This window comes from Pandoraea commovens, assembly GCF_024704525.1.
GTDB classification, from domain to species: Bacteria; Pseudomonadota; Gammaproteobacteria; order Burkholderiales; family Burkholderiaceae; genus Pandoraea; species Pandoraea commovens.
The window spans coordinates 1,291,511-1,315,285 of sequence record NZ_CP102780.1 but is presented as its reverse complement, the minus strand read 5'-3'; the positions used below and the strand labels follow the sequence as shown (position 1 = coordinate 1,315,285).

The following is a 23,775-nucleotide window of genomic DNA, read 5'->3' as shown; positions in this document are numbered from 1 at the left end:
CGTTCATCGTCCGAATCTCCCGAAATAGTCGGCGAGCAGGTCGTCGGCCTCAGGCACTTCGGCGGCGATGGGATAGGCCACGCGCGTGACGTTGAGGTACTGACGGTAGCCGAGGTTGTCGGTGAAGTTGTTTCGTCCCCACGTGCCGCACCCCATCGACAGGGAGAATGGCAGGCCGTTGTCGAAATTCCCGCCGGTCGCGAAGCAATGCGCCTGATTCACGATCACGCGCGCCACCGGCAAGGTCTCGCCCAGTTGCAAGGCCTGCGCCTTGTCAGCGCCGTGCAGACCGACCGAGTGACCCGCGCCCATGTAGCGGTAGATGTTCGAGACGAGCGACACGGCGTCGTCGAAGTCGCGGGCACGATAGACCGTCAGCACCGGCGAGAGCTTTTCACCCGAGAACGGGTAGTCCGAGCCGGTGCCCGACTCCTCGACCATCAGGAATTTGGGATGTTGCGCCGCAATATCGTCGAGCCCGGCCAGGCGCGCAATCCGCTGCGCCGACTTGGCCGTGCATGCGCCGGAAAGCTTGCCGTCCACCCACATGACTCGTGCCAGGGCCTGCTTCTGGTCCGCACTGAGCAAGACGCCACCGGCGGCGTGCAATGCGTCGATCATTGCGTCGTAGACCCTGCTTTCGATCACGACGCTGTTCTCCGACGAACAACTTGTCGCGTTGTCGAACGTCTTCGAACGGGCGATCTTGACGGCGGCATCCGGCAGATCGGCGCTCTGCGTGACGATCGACGCGACGTTACCAGCGCCGACGCCGAACGCGGGTGTTCCGCTCGTATAGGCCATGCGCACGTTCGCCTGCGAGCCGGTCGCCACGATCAGATCGGCCTGACGCATGAGCGCCGCCGTAGCAGCCTTGCTGATCGGCTCCGGCAGCATCTGTACGAGATCCGGCGAGAGGCCCGCTTTGACGAGTTCTGCATGCACAAACCGCAATAGCAATGCGCACGCGCTGTAGCCCTTGGGCGACGGCGCGACGATCACCGCATTGCCACACTTGAGCGCATTGACGATCTTGTTCGCAGGTGTCGCAGCCGGATTGGTCGACGGCGTGATCGCCGCCACCACACCGACCGGACGTGCGATCTCGACAATGCCCTTGCCCGCATCCTCGTCAATCACGCCATGCGTCTTGCGGCCATGCAGATCGCGCAGCAGGCCGAGCGTCTTACGGAAGTTCTTCTGAATCTTGTCGTCGACGTTGCCCAGCCCGGTGTCGTGCACCGCCAGTTCCGCGAGTTGACGGTTGCGCGCCGGTTCCATGATCGCCCATGCGGCTGCACTGGCCGCCGTGTCCAGCGCCTGCTGTCCGGCAGCGGCGAAATCGCGCTGCGCTACCCTGGCCCGCGCGATGAGTTGCGCGACCTGTACCTCGACGTCGGCCATATCGTTGCTCGCGCGCGGCGCTAACGTGCGAGCGTCCGACGGTGCAACGACAGCTCCGAGAGCCCGTGAATTCATGAGACGCCTCCTGATGGTTTTCGAGTGGGTTCGCGTAACCAATCTAGCCAACACACGACGCGTCGCCGGTCTCAAATTCCCGGTCAAGCCGGACACCTTCGGAGGGTGTAAAGGGTGGGTCGAAATTCGGGACCGCTAAAGTCCGCAAAAGTAATCAAACCGATGCAGAATTGCGGTAACGGGCGAGAGAACAACGACAAAGCTTCGCCACAGGCGACATCAGATTGCCGAGGGGGACATAGCAACACTCAGGAGACGACATGGCAGCATCGAATCAATCGAACGCCGCTGCAGTGCGTGCGTTTCGCGTGCTCGAAACCCTCGCCGACGCTGGCGGTCCGCTATCGATGATGGATCTCGTGAACGCGCTTGGACTGCCCAAGCAAACGGTGCATCGCATCCTCACGCAGTTGAAGGACGCATGGCTGATCACTCGCAGCGACGATGACCGGCGCTATGAATGCTCGCCACGCGTGCGCGCGCTGGCCATCAATGTGTTGATGCAGACGGGCCCTGCTGCAGCGCGTCATGGTTTGCTGGAGCAACTCGTCGCGAGCATCGGCGAGACGTGCAATCTGACGATGCTCTCGGGCAACGATGTGATCTACGTGGATCGTGTGGAGACGGAGTGGCCGCTGCGCATGCATTTGCAGCCCGGCTCGCACGTCCCGCTGCACTGCTCGGCAAGCGGCAAACTGCTGCTGAGTTTCCTGCCGAAGGAACGTCGCGAACATCTGATCGATACATTGCCTCTGCGCCGCTTTTCGGATCAGACGTTCACCGACCGCAGCGCGTTGCGCGCCGAGCTGCAACAGACGCGGCGTCGCAAGATGGGCATTAACAATCAGGAGCATTTGCAGGGGCTGATCGCGATTGCCGTGCCCGTCATGCTCAATCGCAACCGCGCGTGCGCCGCTATCGCTGTGCAGGCGCCTATCGGGCGCCTGACGCTCGACGACCTGCTGGCATTCGAGCCTGAACTGCGCTTCGCTGCCGAAGAAACCGCACGCACCTTCAAGCACTGAGCGGCCCGCTCTCACTGCATCACCGCATGTCACCGCCCCGCCCCGCGCGGGGCGTGGTTCACCTCCTCTCTTGGCGACACCCGCGCGCACACCTGTCCATTATCTGAACAGGTGTCATGCCTGCGGACGCCCGTTCGCCCCCTGAAAAATCCCCTCAATCGTCTAGATTCTTGCGTTTCGAGACGCTGGCATCGAACTTGCTGATCCCTGTGGGCGACGACTTGAAAGTCGCGCCGCATTCCCCCTCGCACAGGTTGATTTCAACATCGTTATCACAAGGATGCCTATCGTGGACAAGATCGAACATCTCGAACGTCAGATCAAGGAACATCACGCGACGCTTGCACATCACCCGGTGTTCCACTCCATCGAATCGATGCAAGGTTTGCAGACGTTCATGGAGTGGCACGTGTTTGCCGTCTGGGACTTCATGTCGCTGGTCAAGCGCCTGCAGGCCGACCTCACGACGATCACGCTGCCGTGGATCGCACCGCGCAATATTCATGCCGCCCGTCTGATCAACGAGATCGTGCTCGGCGAGGAATGCGACGAGACGCCGCAAGGCCCGATGAGCCACTTCGACCTGTACCTCGCCGCCATGCGCGACGTCGGCGCCGATACGCGCCAGATCGAGAAGCTGATCGACCTCCTCGTCAAGGGCCACAGCGTGAGCGCTGCGCTCGCTGCCGTCGACGCCCCCGCGCCGGTGCTGCGCTTCGTCAACTCGACGTTTGCGACCTGCTACGAAGGCAAGACGCATCAGGTGCTCGGCAACTTCTTCTACGGCCGGGAGAACGTGATTCCCGACATGTTCCGCACACTGCTCGACGGCTGGCAGATCGATCCGAAGAGCGTGCCGCTGCTCACGTTCTATCTGGAGCGCCACATCGAAGTGGACTCCGGCGAACACGGCCCCGCTGCGCGCGCCATGATCGTCGAGGCCGCCAACAACGACGAGCGTCTGATGGTCGAAGCGCTGGAAGCGGGCCTGCGTGCCATCGACGAGCGGCTGCGTCTGTGGGACGGCCTGCACGAACACATCGTGGCGTCGCAGAAGGAAGCCGTCGCCGCGTAAGCCGTTTGCGCGATTCGTTTGCGAGCGCGTTTTTCATGAGGCAGGACGGTCGGGGGACCGGAGGGGCGCGGCCGACAGCACACGCTGTCGGCCGCATACGCCCCCTCACATCCTTACATCCCTCACCGCATGCTGCGCGCGCTCCCATTCGAATCCTGAGTTGCAGGTCCTCTGCCGTCCCCCATATTCCGAGGCAACGCCATGTCATTGCAGAGTTACGTCAGCCATGCTGACCAATGGGAACAACGCGCCACGATCCGTTCCCGTCCGCGCCGCATCGTCGAAGACGACGACCTGAGCTACTACCCCGTCGAGCGTCAGCCGCTGTACGCGCACCCCGCCGTGATCGACGCCGGCCGCGAGGTGCAGGACTACATCCTGCTGCAAAGCTTCTACAAGTACATCAACGACGTCATCATCTTCGAGACGGAGATCGTGAACCGCACGGCGCTGGCCATTGCCAAGTCACGCTTCCCGTTCGAGTTTCCGTTCGCGTGCCGCAGCGACGCCATGTCGGTCGTGATCGACGAGAACTACCACGCCTACGTGGCGATGGACTACCTCGACCAGGTCGAGCGCAGCACCGGCATCGGCCCCATCGAGCAAAACCGTGAGATCGAACTCTCGCGCGCCATTCCCCGTGCCATGGAATACGTGCCGCCGCAATACGCCGCCGGTATGGAACTGCTCGGGGTCGCTATCTCGGAGAACACCGTCACCGCAGAAGTCGCCGCATTCTCGCGCGACACCACGCTCAAGCGTTCGGTCAAGGGTGTCATGGCCGACCATCTGGCCGACGAAGGCCGCCACTCGGTCTTCTGGATCAATCTGGTCAAGCTGTACTGGTCGGAGATCGACGAGACGGCACGCATCGAACTCGGACGCGGCCTGCCGTTCTTCCTTCGCGAGTACCTCACGAACGAGTTGCAACTCGAATTCGACCGCCGCCTGATCGGCACGCTCGATCTGCCCGCCGCCACGCGCGAACAGATCGCGAACGACATGGTCGGCGCATACCCGATCACCAACCAGCACCCGATGATCGTCAACATCCGCAAGTTCTTGAAGATGGCGGGGCTGCTCGAACACGAACCCACTCGCGCGGCCATCGCGCAATACCTGTGAGGAACGAGTCATGAGAGCGATTTCCTTCGCCATCGCGGGCAACAACCGCCTCGGCGCACGTCTGTTCGCCGCGCTCCACGACATGGGGCACGACGTGATGCCGCTGTCTTACAGCAGCGGCCCGCTCACGGAGATGGCGGCGCAACTGGGCGCGAGCGTGCCTACGCCGGACAGTGGACCGCAGCGCGTCGAGTGGCGTATCGACTGCGGCGACGCCGCACCGGAAACCGCCTGTGCCGCCACGCACATCATGACGTTTCGTGCCAGCGCCCCGGCACTGCCACCGGTCACGTCCACGCTCGCCTGGCAGTGGCATGGCCCGCGTGGCGATGTCGACGTCGCCACCACGGCCTGCGTGTTCGACAGCCTGCGCTGCGGCGCGGACATGGTCGCGCAGATCGATGCCGAAGCCGAAGCCATGCTCGTCGACATCGTCAGCCAGCTCGGCCGCGACGTGCTGACCACCGATGCGCTCGCGTCGCGCCCGGTGGCCGAGGCGGCGCCCGGGAGCGTGGTGCTCGACCTGCATCGTCTGTCCGGCTGGCATGCGACGAACGAGACGGCACGCGAGATGGCGTTGGAGCCGTCGCTGCCCGAGATGATTTCGCGTCGCGCGCTCGAGGCCCCGTCGGCCGTCGCGCTGCGCGATGCCAACGGCGACGTCAACTACCGCACGTTCGTCGCCGCATCGATGAAGCTCGCGCTCGACATCGCCGCGATGCTGCCCGTGCAATCGCCAGACGACCGTACACCCCAGGTCGTTGCGGTGCGGCTGCCCAAGTCGCGACTGCTGTACACCGCGATTCTCGGCGCCATCGGCGCAGGCGCGGCCTATGCGCCGCTCGACCCGTCGTTTCCTGCGGAACGCGTGCGCCAGATCGTCGAACAGAGCCGTGCGACGTGCCTGATCACCGATGACGATTTCGACGCCAGCGCGCTCGAGGGGCTGAACGTCAGAATCATTCGTCTGCGCTCGCTCAATGTCGCGGACGTGAACATCGGCGTGACAGCGTGGCCCGTCTCGCGCCTGCCCGATCGCGCGAGCCGCTGCGCCATCACGATCTTCACCTCCGGTTCGACGGGTGTGCCCAAGGGGGTGATGCTCACGCACCGCAACATCGTGCACTTCTGCCACTCGTATCGCGACTACATCGGACTGGACGCCAGTTCCCGCGCGTTGCAGTTCTGCACTGTGGCGTTCGACGTCTCGCTGCTCGACATCTTCCCGACGTTCCTCGCCGGTGCCATGCTGGTGATCCCGACCGAAGCCCAGCGCCACGCACTCGACGATCTGAGCGCGCTCATCGAGCGCGAAGCCGTCACGCATGCTTTCCTGCCACCCGCGCTGCTCGGCGTGATGCCGGACGCGCAGTGGCCTGCGCTGCGGCATCTGCTGACCGGCGGTGACGTCTGTTTCCCTGAGACGATTGCCCGCTGGAGTCAGGGCCGCGAGTTCCACAACATCTTCGGCCCGGCGGAATGCACGGTATTCGTCACCGTCGCGCGGCTGAAGGCGGGCGACAGCAACCGGTTGATCGGACGGCCGCTCGCGAACGTGCGCTGCTACGTGCTCACCGAGACAGGCGAACCGGCGCTCACGGGTGAAGCGGGCGAACTGTGCGTCGCCGGTGCCGGTGTGGCGGATGGCTATCTGCATCGTCCCGATCTGACGGAGCGCAGCTTCGTGCCCAACCCGTTTGCCGATCCGAACGGCCAATGGCCGTCAGCCCACGACGAACTGCTGTATCGCACGGGCGACATCGTGCAGTGGGACGAGTACGGCGCACTGCACTTCGTCGGACGCCGCGACGCACAGGTCAAGATTCGGGGCTTTCGCGTCGAACTCGGCGAAATCGAGTCGGCCGCACTCGCTACCGGCCAGTTCGGTCAGTGCGCGTGCGTGGTCGACGACCGCAAACGCATCCGTGGCTTCGTCGCGCGCCCGCTGGCGGCATCCGTGACGGGCGACACGTTGCGCGACCTGCTCGTTGCCCGTCTGCCGGACTACATGGTGCCTTACGAGATCGTCGTGCTCGACGCACTGCCCGCCACCAACAACGGCAAGATCGACCGCAACGCGCTTGGCCGCATCCCGGCGCAGCGCGCCCGCACGGAAGACGACGCCGCGCAGGCACCGCTCACCGAAACGGAAACGAATCTGCGTGCCCTGTGGGCACGGCTGCTCGATCTGGAACCGTTCGAGATCGGCCGCGACGATTCGTTCTTCAACCTGGGCGGCCACTCGCTGCTGGTCTCGCGACTCATGCTTGCAGTCAAGAAGGAGTTCGGCGGCAATGCACCGCTTGCCCGCTTCATGGAACGTCCGACCATCGGCGCGCTGGCATCGCTGCTCTCGAACGACGACGTCAACAAGGGCGAACGCATTCCGCAGCGTGTCTTCGACGACATGGTGCTGCCCGACGACATTCGTCCGGTCGACGGTCTGCGTCCCATTGCGGACGGTGCACGCGCCATTCTGCTTACGGGCGCGAACGGCTTCCTCGGCACCTTCATCGCGGCCGAGCTGATCGCGCAGACGTCCGCCACGATCCATTGCATGGTGCGGGCAGCGAGTCAGAAGGAAGGCGAGGCGCGTCTCGCGCAGGCGTTGCAGGCCAACGGGCTGGCTGCGCTCGCAGGCCATCCACGCTTGAGAGTCGTGCTCGGCGATCTGGCGAAACCGCGACTCGGCGTATCGCCGGAAACGTGGCGAACGCTGGCGCACGATATCGATGCGATCTATCACAACGGTGCACACGTCAATCACGTCTACGACTATCCGTATCTGTACGACGCGAACGTCGGTGCGACGCTCGAACTGTTGCGCCTCGCCTGCGAGTTCCGCAACAAGTCGATGCACTTCGTCTCGACGTTGTCCGCCGCGAGCGCGGTGAACGCCGACGGTCATGTGCTGGAGGAAGGCCCTGCCCGCAACGCGCCAGCCTTCGTGAACAACGGCTACAACGTGACGAAATGGGTGGCGGAGCATCTGGTGTGGGAGGCCGCCGAGCGCGGCGTCGACGCCACGATTCTGCGTCCAGGCAACATCACCGGGGTGTCTGGCACGGGGCTGTGCCAGCCGACGCGTAACCGGATCCTGCTGCTCGTCAAAGGCTCACTGCAACTGGGCGCGGCCCCTGCCGGGGATACGGATTTCGACTTCACACCGGTCGACTTCCTGGCGCGCGCGATGGTCCGCTGCACGACCGACCCGCAGCGCGAGTTGCGCGTCTTCCACCTCCAGAACCCGCAACCGCTGACGTGGGAAGACTACCTCGGCGCCCTCGCCCGATGCGGTTATTCGCTCGCCCTCGAAGAGCCCGCAGACTGGCGCAATCGCCTGACGTCCATCGACGAGACCAACGCGTTGTTCGATGTGGTCGCGTTCTATCTGGACGACAGTCAGGAGGATATCGGCGACATGGCGCGCATTGCCCACCGGCAATCGGCGCAAGCGCTTGCACGTCTGGGGCTGGCGTATCCGCGCAAGGACGACGCCCTGCTCATGCATCACTTCGGGTATCTGATCGAAAGCGGTTTCCTGCCCGAGCCGGGTAGCAGCAATGCCCGGCGTACCGAACCGAAGGGAAATCAGGCGGGTAAGTCCGACGAGAAGGAGACGGCCTCCGTCGCCTGATCGGCGTGTGGGGTCTCTCTGTCATTTGTTGCACCTTTTTTCGCGCAGTCCATTTTCATCATCGAGGAGTTCATCATGCTGCAAAAAGTCCGCACCGAACTGCAACCCGACACGCTGATCCACAACCTCACGACGACTGTGCACGCCGGGGTAGCCGACCTGAATGCGTCTGCACGCGACGTGTGGAACATCGTCGGCCGCTTCGACGGCTACAACCGCTTCGTGACCGGTCTCGAATACATCCAGATGACCGGCACGGCGACCGGCCCGCGCTCGCTGCGTCACAAGCACTTCACGGGTGGCGATCTCGTCGTCGAGCAACTCAACACGCGCAACGACGACGCCATGACCATGAGCTGGACGCTGATCTACACGACGTTCGACATCGGCAACATGTGGGCGTCGATGGAAGTGGTGCCGCGCGGCGACAAGGCATGTACGGCAACGTATCGCATCGTCGGCGAAGCGCGCTCCGGCAATCCGAAGGACCAGCCAGCGTTCGACGATTTCGCCGTCGGCTTCCTGAAGATGGCGATGGACAACCTGCGCAAGATGTTCAACGAGTAAAGCGCGAGTTGCCCGGCATCGATGTTATCGATGGTATTGCGCCCTCACGGCTCGCGTCGTGAGGGCGTCCCACTTCTTCGTTGCGGACCGCACAATGGACAGACATCTCCCGCCCGCCGGTCGCTGGCAGCTCGCGGCGCGCGCGCAACGCATGCAGCCTTCGGCACTGCGTGAACTGCTCAAGGTCGCCGAGCGGCCTGACATCATCTCGTTCGCGGGCGGCCTGCCCTCGCCCTACGCGTTGCCGGTCGAACGGCTTCAGGCGTCGGTCGACCGGATCTTGCGGCGCGACGCCATCGGAGCGCTGCAGTACGGGCCGTCCGAGGGCTATCTGCCGCTACGTGAGGCTATCGCCGCGCGGCTGACCGGGCAGGGCGCGGCAGTCAGTCCGTCTCAATTGCTCATCACGACCGGCTCACAGCAGGCGCTCGACCTCGTCGCACGCGTGCTCGTCGATCCCGGCTCGCGTGTGCTGATCGAGACGCCGACCTATCTAGGCGCGGTGCAGGCGCTCGCGCAATACGAACCCGTGTTCGAAGAGGTCTCGACAGACGCGGCAGGCCTGTTGCCCGAACGGCTCAACGAGACGTCGATGCGCAATGCGCGCCTGCTCTATACGCAACCGAACTTCCAGAATCCCACGGGACGCACGCTCCCCCTCGACCGGCGCATGGCCCTGGCGTCGCTGGCCATCCGTCATGGCTTACCGATCGTGGAGGACGATCCTTACGGCGAACTCGTCTACACCGGCGTGACCCTGCCTTCACTACTGTCGATGGCGCCCGACCACGTCGTGCATCTCGGCTCGTTCTCGAAGGTCATTGCACCGGGCCTGCGCGTGGGGTACGTGGTCGCGCCGGAAGAACTCATGATCAAGCTGTTGCAGGCGAAGCAGGCGAGCGACCTGCACACGACCGGCATCACGCAACGGCTCGCGCATGCCCTGCTCACCGACGGCGAGTACGACACGCACCTCGAAGCCATTCGTCTGCGGTATCGGGCGCAATGTGCACTTATGCTCAAATGCCTCTCCGAGCATATGCCTGAGGGCGTGAGCTGGACGCGCCCCGCAGGCGGCATGTTTCTGTGGGTGACGCTGCCGCCCGGCATCGACAGCGCAAGTCTGTTCGAAGACGCGTTGGCGCGCGGTGTGGCGTTCATTCCGGGCGCATCGTTCCATGCCGTCTCACCGAAGGCGAACACGATGCGGCTGACGTTCACGACCGCCACCCCCTCACAGATCGAAACCGGGATTGCACGCCTGGCGCAGGCGATCGAGGCGCGGCTTCGCAAGACCGAAACCTGCCTCACCGTCTCCTAGGTTCCGCTACCCCGACACCGGCACTTCAGGCGCAGGCCTGAAGTGCCGCGTCCGACGGCTCGAACAGTCCGATGTTCTGCGCCGTCTGCACAAAGCGCTGTACGCACGGGTTGCTGCTGGTCGCGCTCCATACCAACGCCACGTCGATATGCGGCGCGTGCAGCAGCGGCACGAACTGCACGTTCTCTGCGCGCGTGCTGCGCATCGAGCTGTGCACCAGTGCGACCCCGAGGCGCTGTCCGACCAGATTTACGATCGTCTGCTGGAAGTTCGTCTCCAGTCGAATACGCGGTGAAAAACCTGCCTGGCGACAGTGGTCCGTGATGGTGTTGTGGATGAACGGCGATGCTTCACGCGGCGAAATGATGAAAGCATCGTCACGCAATTCGGCAACCGAAATGGCCGAGCGCGCTGCTAGCCGATGACCGGCAGGCAGCGCCGCCACCAGCGGTTCGCGGAAGATGGTTTCCGTGCATAGCTCGACCGACGCATCGGAGGAATACATGATGCCCACGTCCACCTTGCCGCAGCGAAGTTCGGCGGCGAGGTCGGTCGGAATCGACTCTTTGAGTTTGACCTCGATACGCGGAAACGCCGCAGCAAATGCGCGCGTGAGCACGGGAAGCACGCTGCATGCGACCGCAAACATGAAACCGGCGCACAGCATGCCTGAGTCGCCGACTTCGGCCGCGCGTGCGTGAGAGCGCGCCTGATCGAGCGTGGCGAGCACAGAGCGTGCGTCGCGATAGAAACGCTGTCCTGCCGCAGTGAGCGCCACGCTGCGCTGTGTGCGTTGAAACAATACGACCCCCAACTCCTCTTCGAGCATCGCGATCTGACGCGACAACGGCGGTTGCGAGATGTGCAGCAAATTCGCTGCGCGCCCGAAGTGGAGTGTTTCGGCCAGTACTACGAAATAGCGAAGTTGCCTCAGTTCCATGGAGCCTTCCCCCCTTAAAAGAACATCGGTTTCTATTCATAGCGAACCGGTATCAGTCATCGCATCATATGGTATTGGAGACCGCTCGCGAATCGAACTATGCTTGGTCTTGCTTTATGGAGCACCCCCCACGGCATTCGCCATGATGCGATACCGCGCCGCCAAACGCAGCGCCCGCCAATTCCTATAAAGTCAATGAGAGACGCTATGTACGCCCACGATCCGCTGGACCGTTCAAACGCAAACTTTCAGTACTCCTCCCGGCCAACGCTTGACCGGCTCTGCGGTAGCGATCCCTCCATGCTGGCCACCCTCGCGCGTGCCAGACTGCTCATCGATCGCCAACTTCCCATTCTGATTCTCGGAGAAACCGGTACCGGCAAGGAGTACCTCTCACGCGCCCTGCATGACTACAGCGCACGCCGTCAGGCGAGCATGGTGTCAGTCAATTGCGGCTCGATTCCCGAAAACCTTATCGAAAGCGAATTGTTCGGATACCAACGCGGCGCCTTCTCCGGTGCCCTCAACACCGGCATGAAGGGCAAGGTCGTACAGGCCGATGGCGGAACGTTGTTCCTCGACGAAATCGGCGATATGCCCTTCGCACAGCAGACACGTTTGTTGCGCGTACTCTCCGAGCGGGAAGTCACGCCCATCGGCGCGTCCGCGCCGGTTCCCGTCGACCTGCAACTCATTTGTGCGACGCACCAGAATCTCGAATCCCGCGTGCAGACGGGGGCGTTTCGCGAAGACCTCTATTACCGCGTAGCCGTCGGCATCGTGCATCTGCCGCCACTGCGTCTGCGGCAGGACCGCGCCTGGCTGCTCGACGCGATGATCGTCGCCGAATCTCACGGCAAAGCCAGTTTCGAATCGCTCGATCGCGAGACGCGTGAGCTACTGCTGTCCTATGCGTGGCCGGGCAACCTGCGTCAGATGCGTGCGGCCGTTCAGTACGCCTGTGCAGTCAGGAGCGGCGACACGATCCGTGTGTCCGACCTGCCTGCGAATCTGCTGCAAAGTGCGATGGCTCCCGCGATTGCGCCAGCGATGACACCGGCAGCCTTCTCGCCGGGCGCGTCCGTGGCGTCAGGGCCTGCTGGCAACATCCAGATCGCACCGCTCGCATCGCTATCGGCCATCGCCAACGGCGAGCGCGAGATCATTATTCGAGTGCTGTCGTCGCGACGCTGGAATATCTCCGCCGCCTCTCGCGAACTCGGCATTTGCCGCACGTCGCTCTATCGCAAACTGCGTGAACTGCATATTCCTCATGTGCGCGATATGGGCAGCGACGTGTTGCTCGGACCGGATCGCTGATATCGACGCGAGAAACGAACGGCCGGACGACGGGGCCGCATACGCCTCGCGCCCCTCGTCCACCGTTCGCTTCAATTCTCTTCCATCCCCTTACACCACTACGCCGGATCCGCCAGCAACGCCATCATGGCGGTCGGCTTGTAGCGGTTTCCGGAAGTCGCGTTCGTGCCGAAATGGGCGTCGAGCGCGCGCACCATGCCCGGGTCGAGATGCACGCTCGCCGCCGCGAGGTTCTCCTCAAGACGGCTGATGCGACGCGTGCCCGGAATCGGCACGATGTCGTCGCTGCGCGAGAGCAGCCACGCCAGCGCCAATTGCGCAGGCGTCACGCCGATTTGCGCCGCGTAGCCCGCGAGCGTCTGCGCCAGCTTCACGTTCGCCTCGAAATGCTCGCCTTGCAGACGCGGGTCCGACGTGCGACGCGAGTCGCCTTCCGGAAAATCCTCGGCGCGCCGCGCGGTGCCCGTCAGAAAGCCACGCCCGAGCGGTCCGAACGGCACGAGTCCGATGCCCAGCTCGCGCAGACACGGCAGAATCGACGCTTCGATATCGCGATGCCAGAGCGAGTATTCGCTTTGCAACGCGCTGACCGGATGCACGGCATGCGCGCGACGGACGGTACGCTCACTGGCTTCCGAAAGCCCGAAGTAACGCACCTTGCCCGACTTGACGAGCTCGCCGACGGCACCCGCCACGTCTTCGATCGGCACATTGGGGTCGACGCGGTGCTGATACAGCAGATCGATGTAGTCCGTGCCGAGCCGCGACAGACTGGCGTCGACCACTTCCCGGATATGCTCGGGTCGGCTGTCGGCCCCCGTGACCGCTCCGTTCTCGAAGCGAAATCCGAACTTCGTCGCAATGATCGCCTTGTCGCGACGGCCCTTGAGTACGCGTCCGAGAAGACGCTCGTTTTCGAACGGGCCATACACTTCCGCCGTATCGAAGAAATTGCAACCGAGCGCTATCGCCCGTTCCAGCACGCGAACCGATTCAGCTTCGTCGGAAGGCCCATAGGCATAGTGCATGCCCATGCAACCCAGCCCAATGGCGGGGACTTCCAGCCCCTGTTTCCCCAATCGGCGTGTTGGCAGCATTGTCGAACTCCTTTGAAGTGGTCGTAGGTCCGGCGTCTGTCGGTCGACGCCGGTACGTCGTCTTCACCATGCAAGTTTCGATCCATTGTTTTGTCTGCGACGTCGGCATTTCATTCGAATCGTCGCGCTGAACGGCACTCCCCTCACGTAACCCGCATGTCTGCTCGGAACACGACTGACGATCGTGCCGATGGCGACGCGCGACATCGCGGTTAGAACGCGTGTTCGACATCGCACACCTGCGCAAACAGCTGTCCGAAGCTGCGACACCTGTCGCAGCCTGCGACAGGTGTCCGCGTATGTGATGCGGCATCGAAAGTAACCGTTCACAGAGGGAACACGTGTCTGTCGATATGGCATCCAAATTGCTTGGAGTCCGTCATTTGTCTTCGCCACCCACAGGCGCACGACACACGATGAACAACGACAAGAACGCCGTGCAAGCGGGCACGGGGCTGGCGCTTTACGGGGCTTCGGGAGACGTATTGGCCCGATTCAGGGGATGGGCCGCGCATCTGAGCCCGGACGAGCGCAGGCGGGCGGACGCGTTTTCCCGACCGTCCGATCGGGAGGATTATGTTGCAGCGCACATTCTGGCGCGGGTCGCTGCGGCGCGCATTACCGGGCGTCCGGACACGCCCGGCCCGGCAGCGCGCACCTATGTTCTCGTGCAGCGCTGCGAGCAATGTGGCGGTGCGCATGGACGCCCGCGTCTGCCTGCGCATCCGGGCTTGCATGTGAGTCTGAGCCACACCCGGGGCGCGGTCGCTGCGGCGTGCGCGATCTTGCCCGTCGGCATCGACGTCGAACACTGGGACGAAGCACTCGCCCCGGACGTCGACCTCCCCGGCCTGAACGAGCGCGAGCGCAAGCGACTCGGCGCGTTCGCCAGCGTCGCCTGCACGCATCATGCACCGTCGCCACGTGCGCTGGCCTGGTTGCGTCTCTGGACGCGCAAAGAGAGCCTGATCAAGGTCGGCGGCACGACGCTGGACGAGATGAGCGGTATCGACCTGTCGGCCCTGCCAATGAGCGAAGCGCCGCTGCGCGCCTGGCAACGTCGCGTGGCACATGGCGTGTGGGCGATGACCGACTGGCTGGACCCGGCGCTGCGCGTGACGGGCACCGTCTCCAGCGCAGGGGGGGTGAGCGTCGAGCGCATCGACGCATGACGTCGATCACGCATTCGACGCAAAAAAAGTAAGCCGCCCGAGGGCGGCTTACTTCATGGCAACGACAATGACCCGATGCGTGTTCAGGCCACAGCGGCTTCGTTCTGCTCGGCGTCGACTTCGTCTTCTACCGAGCTGAGCATCAGGTGTTCGAACGCGCCGAGCGACGCCTTCGCGCCTTCGCCGACAGCGATCACGATCTGCTTGAACGGCACGGTCGTCACGTCGCCTGCGGCGAACACACCCGGCACCGAGGTCGCGCCCTTGGCATCGACTTCGATCTCGCCATGACGCGAGAGCGACACCGTGCCCTTGAGCCATTCGGTGTTCGGCACCAGACCGATCTGGACGAACACGCCTTCGAGCGCAATCGTCGAACGCTCGCCCGTCGCACGGTTGAGGTAAGTCAGGCCGTTCACCTTCTGACCGTCACCGACGATCTCGGTCGTTTGCGCATTCATCAACACACGCACATTCGGCAGGCTGCGCAGCTTGCGCTGGAGCACCTCGTCGGCGCGCAGCTGGGTGCCGTATTCGATCAGCGTGACTTCCTTGACGATGCCCGCCAGATCGATGGCCGCTTCTACGCCCGAGTTGCCGCCCCCAACCACTGCAACGCGCTTGCCCTTGAAGAGCGGGCCGTCGCAGTGTGGGCAGTAGGCCACGCCGCGATTGCGGTATTCGCGCTCGCCCGGCGCGCCGATTTCACGCCAGCGTGCACCGGTGGCCAACACCACGGCGCGGGCCTTGAGCACCGCACCGCTGGTCAGATGCACTTCGTGAATCTTGCCTGGGATGAGCGCTTCGGCACGTTGCGTGTCGATGATGTCGACGTCGTACGTCTTCACGTGCTGTTCGAGCGCCGTGGCGAATTTCGGCCCTTCGGTGTGCGTGACGGAGACGAAGTTCTCGATGGCCATCGTGTCGAGCACTTGACCGCCGAAACGCTCAGCCACTACGCCCGTCGCAATACCCTTGCGAGCAGCGTAAATCGCAGCCGCCGCACCTGCGGGGCCACCACCCACGATCAGCATGTCGTAGACCGGCTTGTATTCCAGCGCTTTCGCTGCACGCGCCGTCGCCCCCGTGTCGAGCTTTGCCAGCAGTTCCTTCACGCTGGTGCGGCCTTGCGTGAACGATTCGCCGTTGAGGAACACCGTCGGCACGGCCATCACCTGACGCGCTTCCACTTCGCTCTGGAACAGCGCGCCGTCAATGGTGACTTGCTGGATACGCGGATTGATCAGCGCCATCACATTCAACGCCTGCACGACTTCCGGGCAGTTCTGGCACGACAGCGAAATATACGTTTCGAAGCGGAAGTCGCCATCGAGCGCGCGAACCTGTTCGATGGTGTCGTCGTCGAGCTTGAGCGGGTGACCGCCGACCTGCAACAGTGCCAGCACCAGCGACGTGAACTCGTGGCCCATCGGCAATCCGGCGAAGCGAATACGCGGTGCCTCGCCCGGCGTGCCGATCGCGAACGACGGACGACGCTCGTCGGCATCGGTGCGTGCCACGACGGCGATCTTGTCCGACAGCGGGGCGATCTCTTCGACCAGCGCCTTCATTTCTGCAGACTTGGGGCTATCGTCGAGCCACACGGCGATTTCGATGGGGCGCGTGACTTTCTGGAGATACGTTTGCAACTGGGCTTTGAGGTTCGCGTCCAACATGGCTGTTTTTCCGTCTCGATAGGGTGAGCGAGGTCCACCGCGTCGGCCGGGGGCTGGCGCAGGTAAGCGTCGGGAATTCGGGGTTGGGTGCCGGCGCAGCGGGCTTTAGGGGGGACCCGCGCGCCGGCAGGTGACGCCGCTGCGTGACAGGAGCGGCGCTTGCTGCGGTACTACCGGTGAAACTCTGGGTGGTGCTTAGATCTTGCCGATCAGGTCGAGCGACGGGCTCAGCGTTTCAGCGCCCGGCGTCCACTTGGCGGGGCAGACTTCGCCCGGGTGAGCGGCGATGTACTGCGCTGCCTGCACCTTGCGCAGCAGTTCCTTGGCGTCGCGGCCAATGCCGTTGTCATGGATTTCGCACAGCTTGATCTCGCCTTCCGGGTTGATCACGAACGTGCCACGCAGCGCCAGGCCTTCTTCTTCGATCAGCACGTCGAAGTTGCGCGAGATCGCCAGCGTCGGGTCCGCCACCATCGGGTACTGGATCTTCTGGATCGTGTCCGACGTGTCGTGCCAGGCCTTGTGCGTGAAATGGGTGTCGGTCGACACGCTGTAGATCTCCACGCCCAGCTTCTTGAATTCTTCGTAATGGTCGGCCAGATCGCCAAGCTCGGTCGGGCACACGAAGGTGAAGTCGGCCGGGTAGAACACCACCACCGACCACTTGCCCTTCAGGGTTTCGTCGGTCACGGTGATGAAGTCGCCGTTTTGGTAGGCGTTGGCTTTGAACGGCTTGATCTGGGTGTTGATGATCGGCATGTCGTAGTCTCTTGGACGGGGTGGAAAGTGTTGCCAGTATGCCGAATGCTATCGATATATAGAAATTGATTATTGAAATCTATGCGATTAAGCCAGGCTATCGGGGCCGATAGCCTGGCTGCTATGACGACCGCCCCCATCCGGACGGCCACGGGATTCGGACCCTCTCAGCGGTTCGAGCCCTTCGGATAACGCACCGCGCGCACCTTGCCGCTGGCTGCGCCGCCGCAGTAAAACGTGCCGTTGCCGTCATACTCGAGGCCGCTCACGACCAGACCGTCCGGCATCTGGACACGCCTCATAACTTCGCCGCTGACGGCATCGATCTGGCGCAGTTCGCTCTCGTCGTTCTCCCACGTGCCGTGCCATAGTTCGTCGTTCGCCCACGTCACGCCGGTCACGAAGCGATCGGATTCGATCGTGCGTAGCACGCGTCCATCGGTCGGGTCGACTTGCAGGATGCGTCGGTCGCGATACTGTCCGACCCACAGACTGCCCTCGGCCCACGTCAAACCCGAGTTACTACCGCGATCTGCCGGTGCAGGAATCGAATGCACCACGCGGCCGGTGGACGGCTCGATCTTGTCGATGCGCGACTCGGCGATCTGGTACAGATGCTTGCCATCGAAAGCGGTGCCCGCATCGCTCGGCGCATCGACGGTGTGGCTGAGCTTGCCGTTCGCGGGATCGAAGGCGACGAGGGTCTCGCCTGTCGCCGCCCATACCTGCTGCCCGTCGAAGGTCACGCCGTGGATGCGATCGATGCCCGGAAAGGGGCCGTATTCGCTGATGATGTCGGCTGCGCTCACGGCGGCCGTGCGGAAGTTTCGTTGCGGTGTGCTCGTCATATCAGGCTCCGGTTGTTACGCCGCGTTCGGCGTGCAAGTCCACTCTAGCCAAACGACCATCCGGCAGGGAGTAACAAAATTGTCGTGAATTGGGTGAGCGGCGGCGCCATCCAGCGCCGCGCCCGCGCGAGGCCGACGGCACGCACGCGCCCTTCCGCTTCCAGTTCGCCGAGTGCGCGCTGGACCGAGCGCTGGCTCGCGTTCAATGCGAGTGCAAGTGCCGACGTCGACCAGGCCGCGCCGTCTGCCAGCAACGCGACGAGCGAGGCGCGCTCGCCGTCGATGGGCGGTAGCAGGACGGTCACGGAAGGTCTGGCGATGTCAGGAGCGGCGACTGTCGTGGCTCGCTCGCTTGCGTGAGTGCGTGGGTGAACGTCAAGGGGGCGCAAGGCAAAGCCGCGCGGTGTTGCATCGATCTCAGCGATGCCTTTGAGCACACTGCGCAAGCGTCCGATTTCGACACGCAGGCGCGCCCGATGCGTCTCGTCGGGACGACGCAGGCGGAACGCCTCGGCGATCAGTGTCTCTCTGTCGATATCCCCTGGCCACGCACGCGCCAGATGCAACGCAAGCGTGAACAGCACCGGCCGTCTGGCCAGCGGACGCCACACGTTGCCCGTCCCGATACCTCGACGGCAGGCATCGACCACCAGGGTGTCCGAGTGCAGGAGTTTCGCGACCTCCGCGAGCGACAGCATCTGTTCGCCATCGCGATGCCAGCGTCTCGCTGCCGGACGCCCCATCGTCTCGCGAAGACGCCGCACTTCGGCGCTGAGCGCCGGAACGTCGGCGGTCGCCGCTGCGGCCTGCGCCTGGGCGAGCGCGGCATGAGCGTCGGCGATGCGTAGCGTACGTAAGGCAAGTTCTGCTGTCGTCAGTGCATGCACGGCCGTCAATCGTGCAGGTGCATGGGGCAACGGCGCATCTTGCAGGGCAAGTGCTGCGGCATCGAGTTTGCCGAGCAGCAACAGACGCCGCGCAACGATCAACCGCGCGAGCATGGCGTTGGGGAAATCACCGCACTCGGCAAGCTGTGACGCAGCGGCTTGTAGCGACCGGTGCGTGCCACCGAGGTCTCGCATAGCGAGCGCGACCTCGGCATCCGCAACGACACACCGTGCACGAGCGACCGACTCATGCGTGCCGAAGCCACGCGCAGCACGCTTGAGCAGATCCCGGGCGCGAGCGAAATCCCCAAGCTGCGCCATCGCAATCCCACGCAACGCAAGGGCCGGCGGGTCATCGCGAAGCGCCACGCGACGCAGTGCGCCGAGCGGATCGCCCGACGCCAGCGCGCGGGCCGAAGCGGCAATGAGGGAGTCCATCGCGGGATATTACCGCGCGCGACAGCCAAGTCCGGGACCGGGTCCTGTCGAACGGTCGCACGACGGATGCAAAGTTCTAGGCCCAGTAACCGTTAAAATCGGGGTTTTCGTCCGGAATACGTCCATGTCTTTTGACTCGTTGGGTCTGATCGATCCGTTGCTGCGGAATTTGCAGGATCTCAACTACGAGACGCCTACGCCGGTGCAGGCGAAGGCGATTCCTGCCGTCCTCGCGGGCAAGGACGTCATGGCAGCCGCGCAGACCGGCACGGGCAAGACAGCGGGTTTCGCGCTGCCGCTGTTGCAACGTCTCGTGCAACTCGGACCGCAAGTGTCCAGCAACCGGGCGCGCGTGCTGGTGCTGGTGCCCACGCGCGAACTGGCGGAACAGGTGCTGCAAAGCTTCGTCGAGTACGGCAAGGGACTTGGCTTGCGATTTCTCGCAGCCTACGGCGGCGTGAGCATCAATCCGCAAATGATGAAGCTGCGCAAGGGCGTAGATGTGCTCGTGGCAACGCCGGGTCGTCTGCTGGATCTGAATCGCCAGAACGCCGTGCAGTTTGATCAGGTGCAGACGCTGGTGCTAGACGAAGCCGACCGTATGTTGGATCTGGGCTTCGCGCGAGAACTCAACGCAGTGTTTGCGGCGCTCCCGGCCCAACGTCAGACGCTGTTGTTCTCCGCGACGTTTACCGACGACATTCGCGCGATGGCCGCGAACATTTTGCGAGAGCCAGTCGACATCAGCGTGAGTCCGCGCAATGCCACGGCCAGCAAAATCAAGCAGTGGGTCATCCCGGTGGACAAGCGCAACAAGCCGGATCTCTTCATGCATCTGGTCGCCGAGAACGACTGGAAGCACGCGCTGGTGTTCGTCAAGACCCGTAATGGCGTGGACTATCTGGCGGGCGTTCTGGATGAGGCGGGCTACTCGGTCGACACGATCCACGGCGACAAGCCGCAGCCCGCACGACTGCGTGCGCTGGAGCGATTCAAGACGGGCGAAGTGCAGATGCTGGTGGCGACCGACGTCGCCGCGCGGGGACTGGACATCGACGACCTGCCGCTCGTCATCAACGTCGATCTGCCGATCGTGGCGCAAGACTATGTACACCGGATCGGCCGCACCGGTCGCGCGGGGGCAAGCGGCGTGGCCGTATCGCTCGTGTGTGCCGATGAAGCGCCACAATTGGCCGCCATCGAAGCACTGATCCAGCAAACGCTGCGTCGCGAGGAAGAACCCGGCTTCGAAGCCGAACACCGCGTGCCGGAGACCAGCGCGACGGGGCAAATCATCAAGAAGCCGAAAAAGCCGAAGAAGCCGAAGGTGCCGAGCCTTCCGCAAGGCGGCGTCGGCAAGCAACCCGCGCCTAGCAAGAAGGCGATGCCGCAACACGGCGAGAAGAAGCACAAACCCGCGGCACAGCGCCCGGCGTCGACGGGTAACAGTCCGAAGCCCGCTAGCGGCAACCCGTTCAGCGGACAAAAGACGCGTAGCAAGCCCGCGAAAGACTCCGTCGCGAATTTGCTTAAGCCTGCCGGTAAACCTTCGGGTGGTCGCGGCAAACGCTGATCTGGCTCTGCGGTGACGCGAGCATTTTGCGGTCGGCCCCGCTCGGAACATCGTGCGTCTGACTGATTTCGTCTACGACTTTGCTTAGCACTTCAAACACAGTATCCGGGGACACCTTTGTAGGAGGTTCCTTGTTGGTGTTCCGGTGCGCGATCCAATCTCGGTATCTTTTGATCTGCTTCGCGCGTCCGATCAGATTTACGTCCAACTCCGGTTTGAAAAGGTCGAGAATCTCGTCGAATCGCCAGTACTCGACCTCTGACTTGAACTTCTCGGCAAGCTTGCGCGAATATCCCGAGGGATGTCCAGAGGCCAGCAACTCATTTGCCGTCTGCAATCGCTCGACGACGTATCGTTCAAACGTGGCGAAAAGCGCGAAAACTGCGAGTTCGGCGGCTTGTTTTTCCGCGTTCACCAAGGCGGTTTCAACGTCCTCGCGCACAGCACTAAAGAGTCCAGCCCGTGGCACGAGTACCCCATCAACATGGTCACGCGCAATGTACGCCACAACGAAAAGACTCTCATGCGAGACGCGATATGCCTGATAGACGACCTCCAGTGGATTAATGAATGTCATGGCCACAAACGTCCGCAAGCAAGTCCATGAACAGCGCTTCATCGAGCAGCACCGCGCGGCGTACCCTCGACTCAATCCAATACCATCCGTTCTCTTCTATTCTTCGTACGAGCCGCCCTCTCAGCGGATTCCCGGGTCGGCGAATGACAATCGTCGCTGATTTGAACCCCGGGTCGTACTCTCCGTAGAACACCAGATTGTGGAATGTGTACGAACCAACGATCTCCACAAGGCCATCTGCGGCGAGGGCATCAGACGCTGCCGGAACGATTTTGGCCAGCAGATTGCCATCTTTTGAGATGTACAAAGCAGGCGCTTCGTACTTCCCCTCTCTTTCCTCACTCAACAACTGAAGTCGAGTTTCGACCTCCAGCTTGTGTCGATGACACCACCGGGTCGCGTCTTGTAGCAAGGCGTCTACGCGCTCGAGATATTGCTTGAGGAGGAAAGATTTTTCCCGACGTAATTCACTCATTTCATGACTCACAGGACTCGGCGGACTCCGCAGCGAAGTGTTCGCTCGCGGCACCATCGCCGAGGGGTTGAAGAAGTCATGAGCGTACGTGACGCACTAACGTGTGCGACGCGGGCATTTGCTCTGGGAGATGTGAAGCGGTACGCCTCCGGCTTGAAACTACGGCGTGAGGCGCATACGGAAGGCTTCCGATAGACCCAGTGCCTTCGAAACGAAAATCGGAAATTGCCGAGCTTTTCACAAAGCCCTACGCAAATTACTCAATACCCAGTCACCACCGCGAACGCGAGTGCGCCGCCCGAGAGCAACAGCAGCACCAGGAACAGCGGCAGGATGAACTTGATCCACTGACCGAACCCCACACGTGCCGTAGCGAGATACGCGAGCAGCATGCCCGAGGTCGGGGTGATCATGTTCGTCAGTCCGCCGCCGAGCAGGAATGCCAGCACCGACGTCTGCGGACTGACGCCCGAGAGCTGCGCGATCGGTCCGATGATCGGCATGCTCACCGCCGCCTTGCCCGACACCGAGGGAATGAAGACGTCCAACGCCATCTGCACGCCCATCAGCCCGTTCGCCACTGCCACCGCCGACTGTCCGCGCACCGTGCGCGTGAAGTCGTTGATCAGCGTATCGAGTACATAGCTGCCATGCAGAATGATCTCGACGGACGCCGCCAGACCGATCAGCAACCCGGCGAGCATCATGCCCTTGAGTCCCTCGACGAACGCGTCCGCCGCCGTGCGCGAATCGAGACGACCGACGACGGCCGTCACAAGACTCGTCAGCACGTAAAAGGCCGACAACTCCAGATTGCCCCACTTCAGTTCGCGCGTACCGTAGACGAGCATCGCGGCCGCCACAGCCAGCACAAGCAGCGTCGCCTTGTGACGCCCCGACAACCGCGCATGCAGATGCGCCACCGTCGCCATCTGCGCGCGCGCTTCACTTAGCCGGTACTCACTGCGATACACATGCCACAGGAAGTACGCGATGCCCAGCGCCAGAAATACCACGAACACCGCGATGCGCAGACCGATCCCCGAGAACAGCGGCAAGCCGACGAGCGGCTGCGCCACGGCGAGCGCCAGCGGGTTCGTCACCGATGCGATGTAACCGATCTTTGCCGCAATCGCCACCAGCGCGACGGCAAACAGATTCGACAGTCCAAGGCGGCGCGTGAGCACCATCACCATCGGAATGACGACGAGATACTCGGAGATGAAGCCGAGCAGCGTACTGCCCAGCGCGATCAGCACCATCAGCAGCGGTGCGAGCACGTACATATTGCCGGACGTGAGTTGCAACAGCCGGTCAATGCCTGCGTCGATGGCTCCCGTCTTTCGCATCACACCGAACATGCCGCCGACGAACATCACCATGAAGATGAGCGGTGCGTTCTTCACCAACCCTTGCGGCACCGAAAGAAACGCGGAGACGACGTTCGCCGGTTGTGCCTGCTCAGGGGTGCTGTGCGTGGCTTTGGGCGCGACAAGCATGCCGATGTCGTGCGTCTTGGGCACCACCTCGTACGTGCCCGGCACCACGAGCTTGCCGTCGCGCTCGAAGCGTCCGGCATCGACCCACCAGGTCATCGCTACAGCCATCACGAGCACCCACAACATCATGACGACGGGGTGCAACATCTTGCCGTGTGGCTTCTCGGTAGGCCCCGCGGGCGGGTCCGGCAATTCGGATTGCGGGGATGCGGGGTGCCCGTCGACGGGTGTCGGCGCGAGTGCTGTCATGTCTGTCTTGCCTGTTGTCTCTTGTTGTATTCGTGA

19 protein-coding genes are annotated in these 23,775 nt (G+C 63.1%); 9 read left to right on the top strand and 10 right to left on the bottom strand.

Translation table 11 applies throughout. The features are described 5' to 3' along the window. Window positions 1–3: 3 nt before the first annotated feature. Window positions 4–1,404 carry an acylating sulfoacetaldehyde dehydrogenase gene (gene sauS / locus NTU39_RS06470; protein ID WP_257960051.1) on the bottom strand — a complete coding sequence of 467 codons (1,401 nt, stop codon included), beginning with the start codon at window positions 1,402–1,404 and terminating at the stop codon, window positions 4–6. Between the two features lie 335 nt (window positions 1,405–1,739). Here sauS and NTU39_RS06465 point away from each other — a divergent pair, with 335 nt between their 5' ends. The 6 genes from NTU39_RS06465 (at window position 1,740) to NTU39_RS06440 (ending at window position 10,229) form a co-directional block, all read left to right on the top strand. Continuing rightward, window positions 1,740–2,504 (top strand): IclR family transcriptional regulator, encoded by a 765-nt coding sequence (locus tag NTU39_RS06465; protein WP_150665239.1) that lies wholly within the window; start codon window positions 1,740–1,742, stop codon window positions 2,502–2,504. Between the two features lie 289 nt (window positions 2,505–2,793). Beyond that, window positions 2,794–3,579 (top strand): DUF3050 domain-containing protein, encoded by a 786-nt coding sequence (locus NTU39_RS06460; RefSeq protein WP_039403981.1) that lies wholly within the window; start codon window positions 2,794–2,796, stop codon window positions 3,577–3,579. A 201-nt stretch (window positions 3,580–3,780) separates the two neighbouring features. Continuing rightward, on the top strand, window positions 3,781–4,704 hold the full coding sequence (locus NTU39_RS06455; protein WP_039400399.1) for a diiron oxygenase: 924 nt from the start codon (window positions 3,781–3,783) through the stop codon (window positions 4,702–4,704). 10 nt (window positions 4,705–4,714) lie between these two features. Further along, window positions 4,715–8,341 (top strand): amino acid adenylation domain-containing protein, encoded by a 3,627-nt coding sequence (locus tag NTU39_RS06450; protein WP_257959525.1) that lies wholly within the window; start codon window positions 4,715–4,717, stop codon window positions 8,339–8,341. A gap of 75 nt (window positions 8,342–8,416) precedes the next feature. Continuing rightward, a complete protein-coding gene (locus tag NTU39_RS06445; protein ID WP_150665241.1) occupies window positions 8,417–8,908 on the top strand; it encodes an SRPBCC family protein in 492 nt (163 codons plus the stop codon). A gap of 94 nt (window positions 8,909–9,002) precedes the next feature. After that, window positions 9,003–10,229 carry an aminotransferase-like domain-containing protein gene (locus NTU39_RS06440; RefSeq protein WP_257959524.1) on the top strand — a complete coding sequence of 409 codons (1,227 nt, stop codon included), beginning with the start codon at window positions 9,003–9,005 and terminating at the stop codon, window positions 10,227–10,229. A gap of 25 nt (window positions 10,230–10,254) precedes the next feature. Here the strand turns inward: NTU39_RS06440 and NTU39_RS06435 are convergent, their stop codons facing one another. Continuing rightward, the gene (locus tag NTU39_RS06435) at window positions 10,255–11,169 is read right to left on the bottom strand and encodes a LysR substrate-binding domain-containing protein (protein ID WP_150665243.1); all 915 of its coding nucleotides are present in this window, start codon (window positions 11,167–11,169) and stop codon (window positions 10,255–10,257) included. A gap of 300 nt (window positions 11,170–11,469) precedes the next feature. Between NTU39_RS06435 and NTU39_RS06430 the strand changes: the two genes are divergently transcribed. Further along, the gene (locus NTU39_RS06430) at window positions 11,470–12,489 is read left to right on the top strand and encodes a sigma-54-dependent Fis family transcriptional regulator (protein WP_246184642.1); all 1,020 of its coding nucleotides are present in this window, start codon (window positions 11,470–11,472) and stop codon (window positions 12,487–12,489) included. A 98-nt stretch (window positions 12,490–12,587) separates the two neighbouring features. Here the strand turns inward: NTU39_RS06430 and NTU39_RS06425 are convergent, their stop codons facing one another. Further along, complete coding sequence (locus NTU39_RS06425; RefSeq protein WP_150665245.1) at window positions 12,588–13,586, bottom strand: aldo/keto reductase; 999 nt, start codon at window positions 13,584–13,586, stop codon at window positions 12,588–12,590. A 416-nt stretch (window positions 13,587–14,002) separates the two neighbouring features. On the opposite strand from NTU39_RS06425, the gene NTU39_RS06420 reads away from it, so the two are divergent. Continuing rightward, a complete protein-coding gene (locus NTU39_RS06420) occupies window positions 14,003–14,758 on the top strand; it encodes a 4'-phosphopantetheinyl transferase family protein (protein WP_174984848.1) in 756 nt (251 codons plus the stop codon). 83 nt (window positions 14,759–14,841) lie between these two features. Here the strand turns inward: NTU39_RS06420 and ahpF are convergent, their stop codons facing one another. The 4 genes from ahpF to NTU39_RS06400 form a co-directional block, all read right to left on the bottom strand. After that, window positions 14,842–16,434: an alkyl hydroperoxide reductase subunit F gene (gene ahpF, locus NTU39_RS06415; protein ID WP_257959523.1), complete on the bottom strand. Its 1,593-nt coding sequence runs from the start codon at window positions 16,432–16,434 to the stop codon at window positions 14,842–14,844. A gap of 195 nt (window positions 16,435–16,629) precedes the next feature. Continuing rightward, window positions 16,630–17,193, bottom strand: a complete 564-nt coding sequence (gene ahpC, locus NTU39_RS06410; protein WP_039372199.1) for an alkyl hydroperoxide reductase subunit C — start codon at window positions 17,191–17,193, stop codon at window positions 16,630–16,632. Window positions 17,194–17,360: 167 nt separating this feature from the next. After that, on the bottom strand, window positions 17,361–18,041 hold the full coding sequence (locus NTU39_RS06405; RefSeq protein ID WP_257959522.1) for a Vgb family protein: 681 nt from the start codon (window positions 18,039–18,041) through the stop codon (window positions 17,361–17,363). A gap of 44 nt (window positions 18,042–18,085) precedes the next feature. Next, window positions 18,086–19,366, bottom strand: a complete 1,281-nt coding sequence (locus tag NTU39_RS06400; RefSeq protein WP_257959521.1) for a helix-turn-helix domain-containing protein — start codon at window positions 19,364–19,366, stop codon at window positions 18,086–18,088. Window positions 19,367–19,490: 124 nt separating this feature from the next. Between NTU39_RS06400 and NTU39_RS06395 the strand changes: the two genes are divergently transcribed. Next, window positions 19,491–20,939: a DEAD/DEAH box helicase gene (locus tag NTU39_RS06395; protein WP_257959520.1), complete on the top strand. Its 1,449-nt coding sequence runs from the start codon at window positions 19,491–19,493 to the stop codon at window positions 20,937–20,939. On the opposite strand, the gene NTU39_RS06390 is transcribed toward NTU39_RS06395, so the two are convergent. The 3 genes from NTU39_RS06390 to NTU39_RS06380 form a co-directional block, all read right to left on the bottom strand. Next, complete coding sequence (locus NTU39_RS06390; protein WP_257959519.1) at window positions 20,896–21,516, bottom strand: hypothetical protein; 621 nt, start codon at window positions 21,514–21,516, stop codon at window positions 20,896–20,898. The two genes, NTU39_RS06395 and NTU39_RS06390, sit on opposite strands and share 44 nt — an antisense overlap. Next, a complete protein-coding gene (locus NTU39_RS06385; RefSeq protein WP_150665252.1) occupies window positions 21,503–21,991 on the bottom strand; it encodes a hypothetical protein in 489 nt (162 codons plus the stop codon). Before NTU39_RS06385 ends, NTU39_RS06390 begins: the two co-directional genes overlap by 14 nt. Window positions 21,992–22,251: 260 nt before the next feature. Further along, window positions 22,252–23,739, bottom strand: coding sequence for a YfcC family protein (locus tag NTU39_RS06380; protein WP_257959518.1), 1,488 nt, complete (start codon window positions 23,737–23,739; stop codon window positions 22,252–22,254). Window positions 23,740–23,775: the final 36 nt, after the last annotated feature.

Coding starts and splice junctions, on each gene's coding strand:
- NTU39_RS06425 (WP_150665245.1), bottom strand. CDS start 13,586: ATGCTGCCAACACGCCGATTGGGGAAACAGGGGCTGGAAGTCCCCGCC.
- ahpF (WP_257959523.1), bottom strand. CDS start 16,434: ATGTTGGACGCGAACCTCAAAGCCCAGTTGCAAACGTATCTCCAGAAA.
- NTU39_RS06400 (WP_257959521.1), bottom strand. CDS start 19,366: ATGGACTCCCTCATTGCCGCTTCGGCCCGCGCGCTGGCGTCGGGCGAT.
- NTU39_RS06450 (WP_257959525.1), top strand. CDS start 4,715: ATGAGAGCGATTTCCTTCGCCATCGCGGGCAACAACCGCCTCGGCGCA.
- NTU39_RS06445 (WP_150665241.1), top strand. CDS start 8,417: ATGCTGCAAAAAGTCCGCACCGAACTGCAACCCGACACGCTGATCCAC.
- NTU39_RS06440 (WP_257959524.1), top strand. CDS start 9,003: ATGGACAGACATCTCCCGCCCGCCGGTCGCTGGCAGCTCGCGGCGCGC.
- NTU39_RS06465 (WP_150665239.1), top strand. CDS start 1,740: ATGGCAGCATCGAATCAATCGAACGCCGCTGCAGTGCGTGCGTTTCGC.
- NTU39_RS06430 (WP_246184642.1), top strand. CDS start 11,470: ATGCTGGCCACCCTCGCGCGTGCCAGACTGCTCATCGATCGCCAACTT.
- NTU39_RS06435 (WP_150665243.1), bottom strand. CDS start 11,169: ATGGAACTGAGGCAACTTCGCTATTTCGTAGTACTGGCCGAAACACTC.
- ahpC (WP_039372199.1), bottom strand. CDS start 17,193: ATGCCGATCATCAACACCCAGATCAAGCCGTTCAAAGCCAACGCCTAC.
- NTU39_RS06380 (WP_257959518.1), bottom strand. CDS start 23,739: ATGACAGCACTCGCGCCGACACCCGTCGACGGGCACCCCGCATCCCCG.
- sauS (WP_257960051.1), bottom strand. CDS start 1,404: ATGGCCGACGTCGAGGTACAGGTCGCGCAACTCATCGCGCGGGCCAGG.
- NTU39_RS06420 (WP_174984848.1), top strand. CDS start 14,003: ATGAACAACGACAAGAACGCCGTGCAAGCGGGCACGGGGCTGGCGCTT.
- NTU39_RS06385 (WP_150665252.1), bottom strand. CDS start 21,991: ATGAGTGAATTACGTCGGGAAAAATCTTTCCTCCTCAAGCAATATCTC.
- NTU39_RS06390 (WP_257959519.1), bottom strand. CDS start 21,516: ATGACATTCATTAATCCACTGGAGGTCGTCTATCAGGCATATCGCGTC.
- NTU39_RS06455 (WP_039400399.1), top strand. CDS start 3,781: ATGTCATTGCAGAGTTACGTCAGCCATGCTGACCAATGGGAACAACGC.
- NTU39_RS06405 (WP_257959522.1), bottom strand. CDS start 18,041: ATGACGAGCACACCGCAACGAAACTTCCGCACGGCCGCCGTGAGCGCA.
- NTU39_RS06395 (WP_257959520.1), top strand. CDS start 19,491: ATGTCTTTTGACTCGTTGGGTCTGATCGATCCGTTGCTGCGGAATTTG.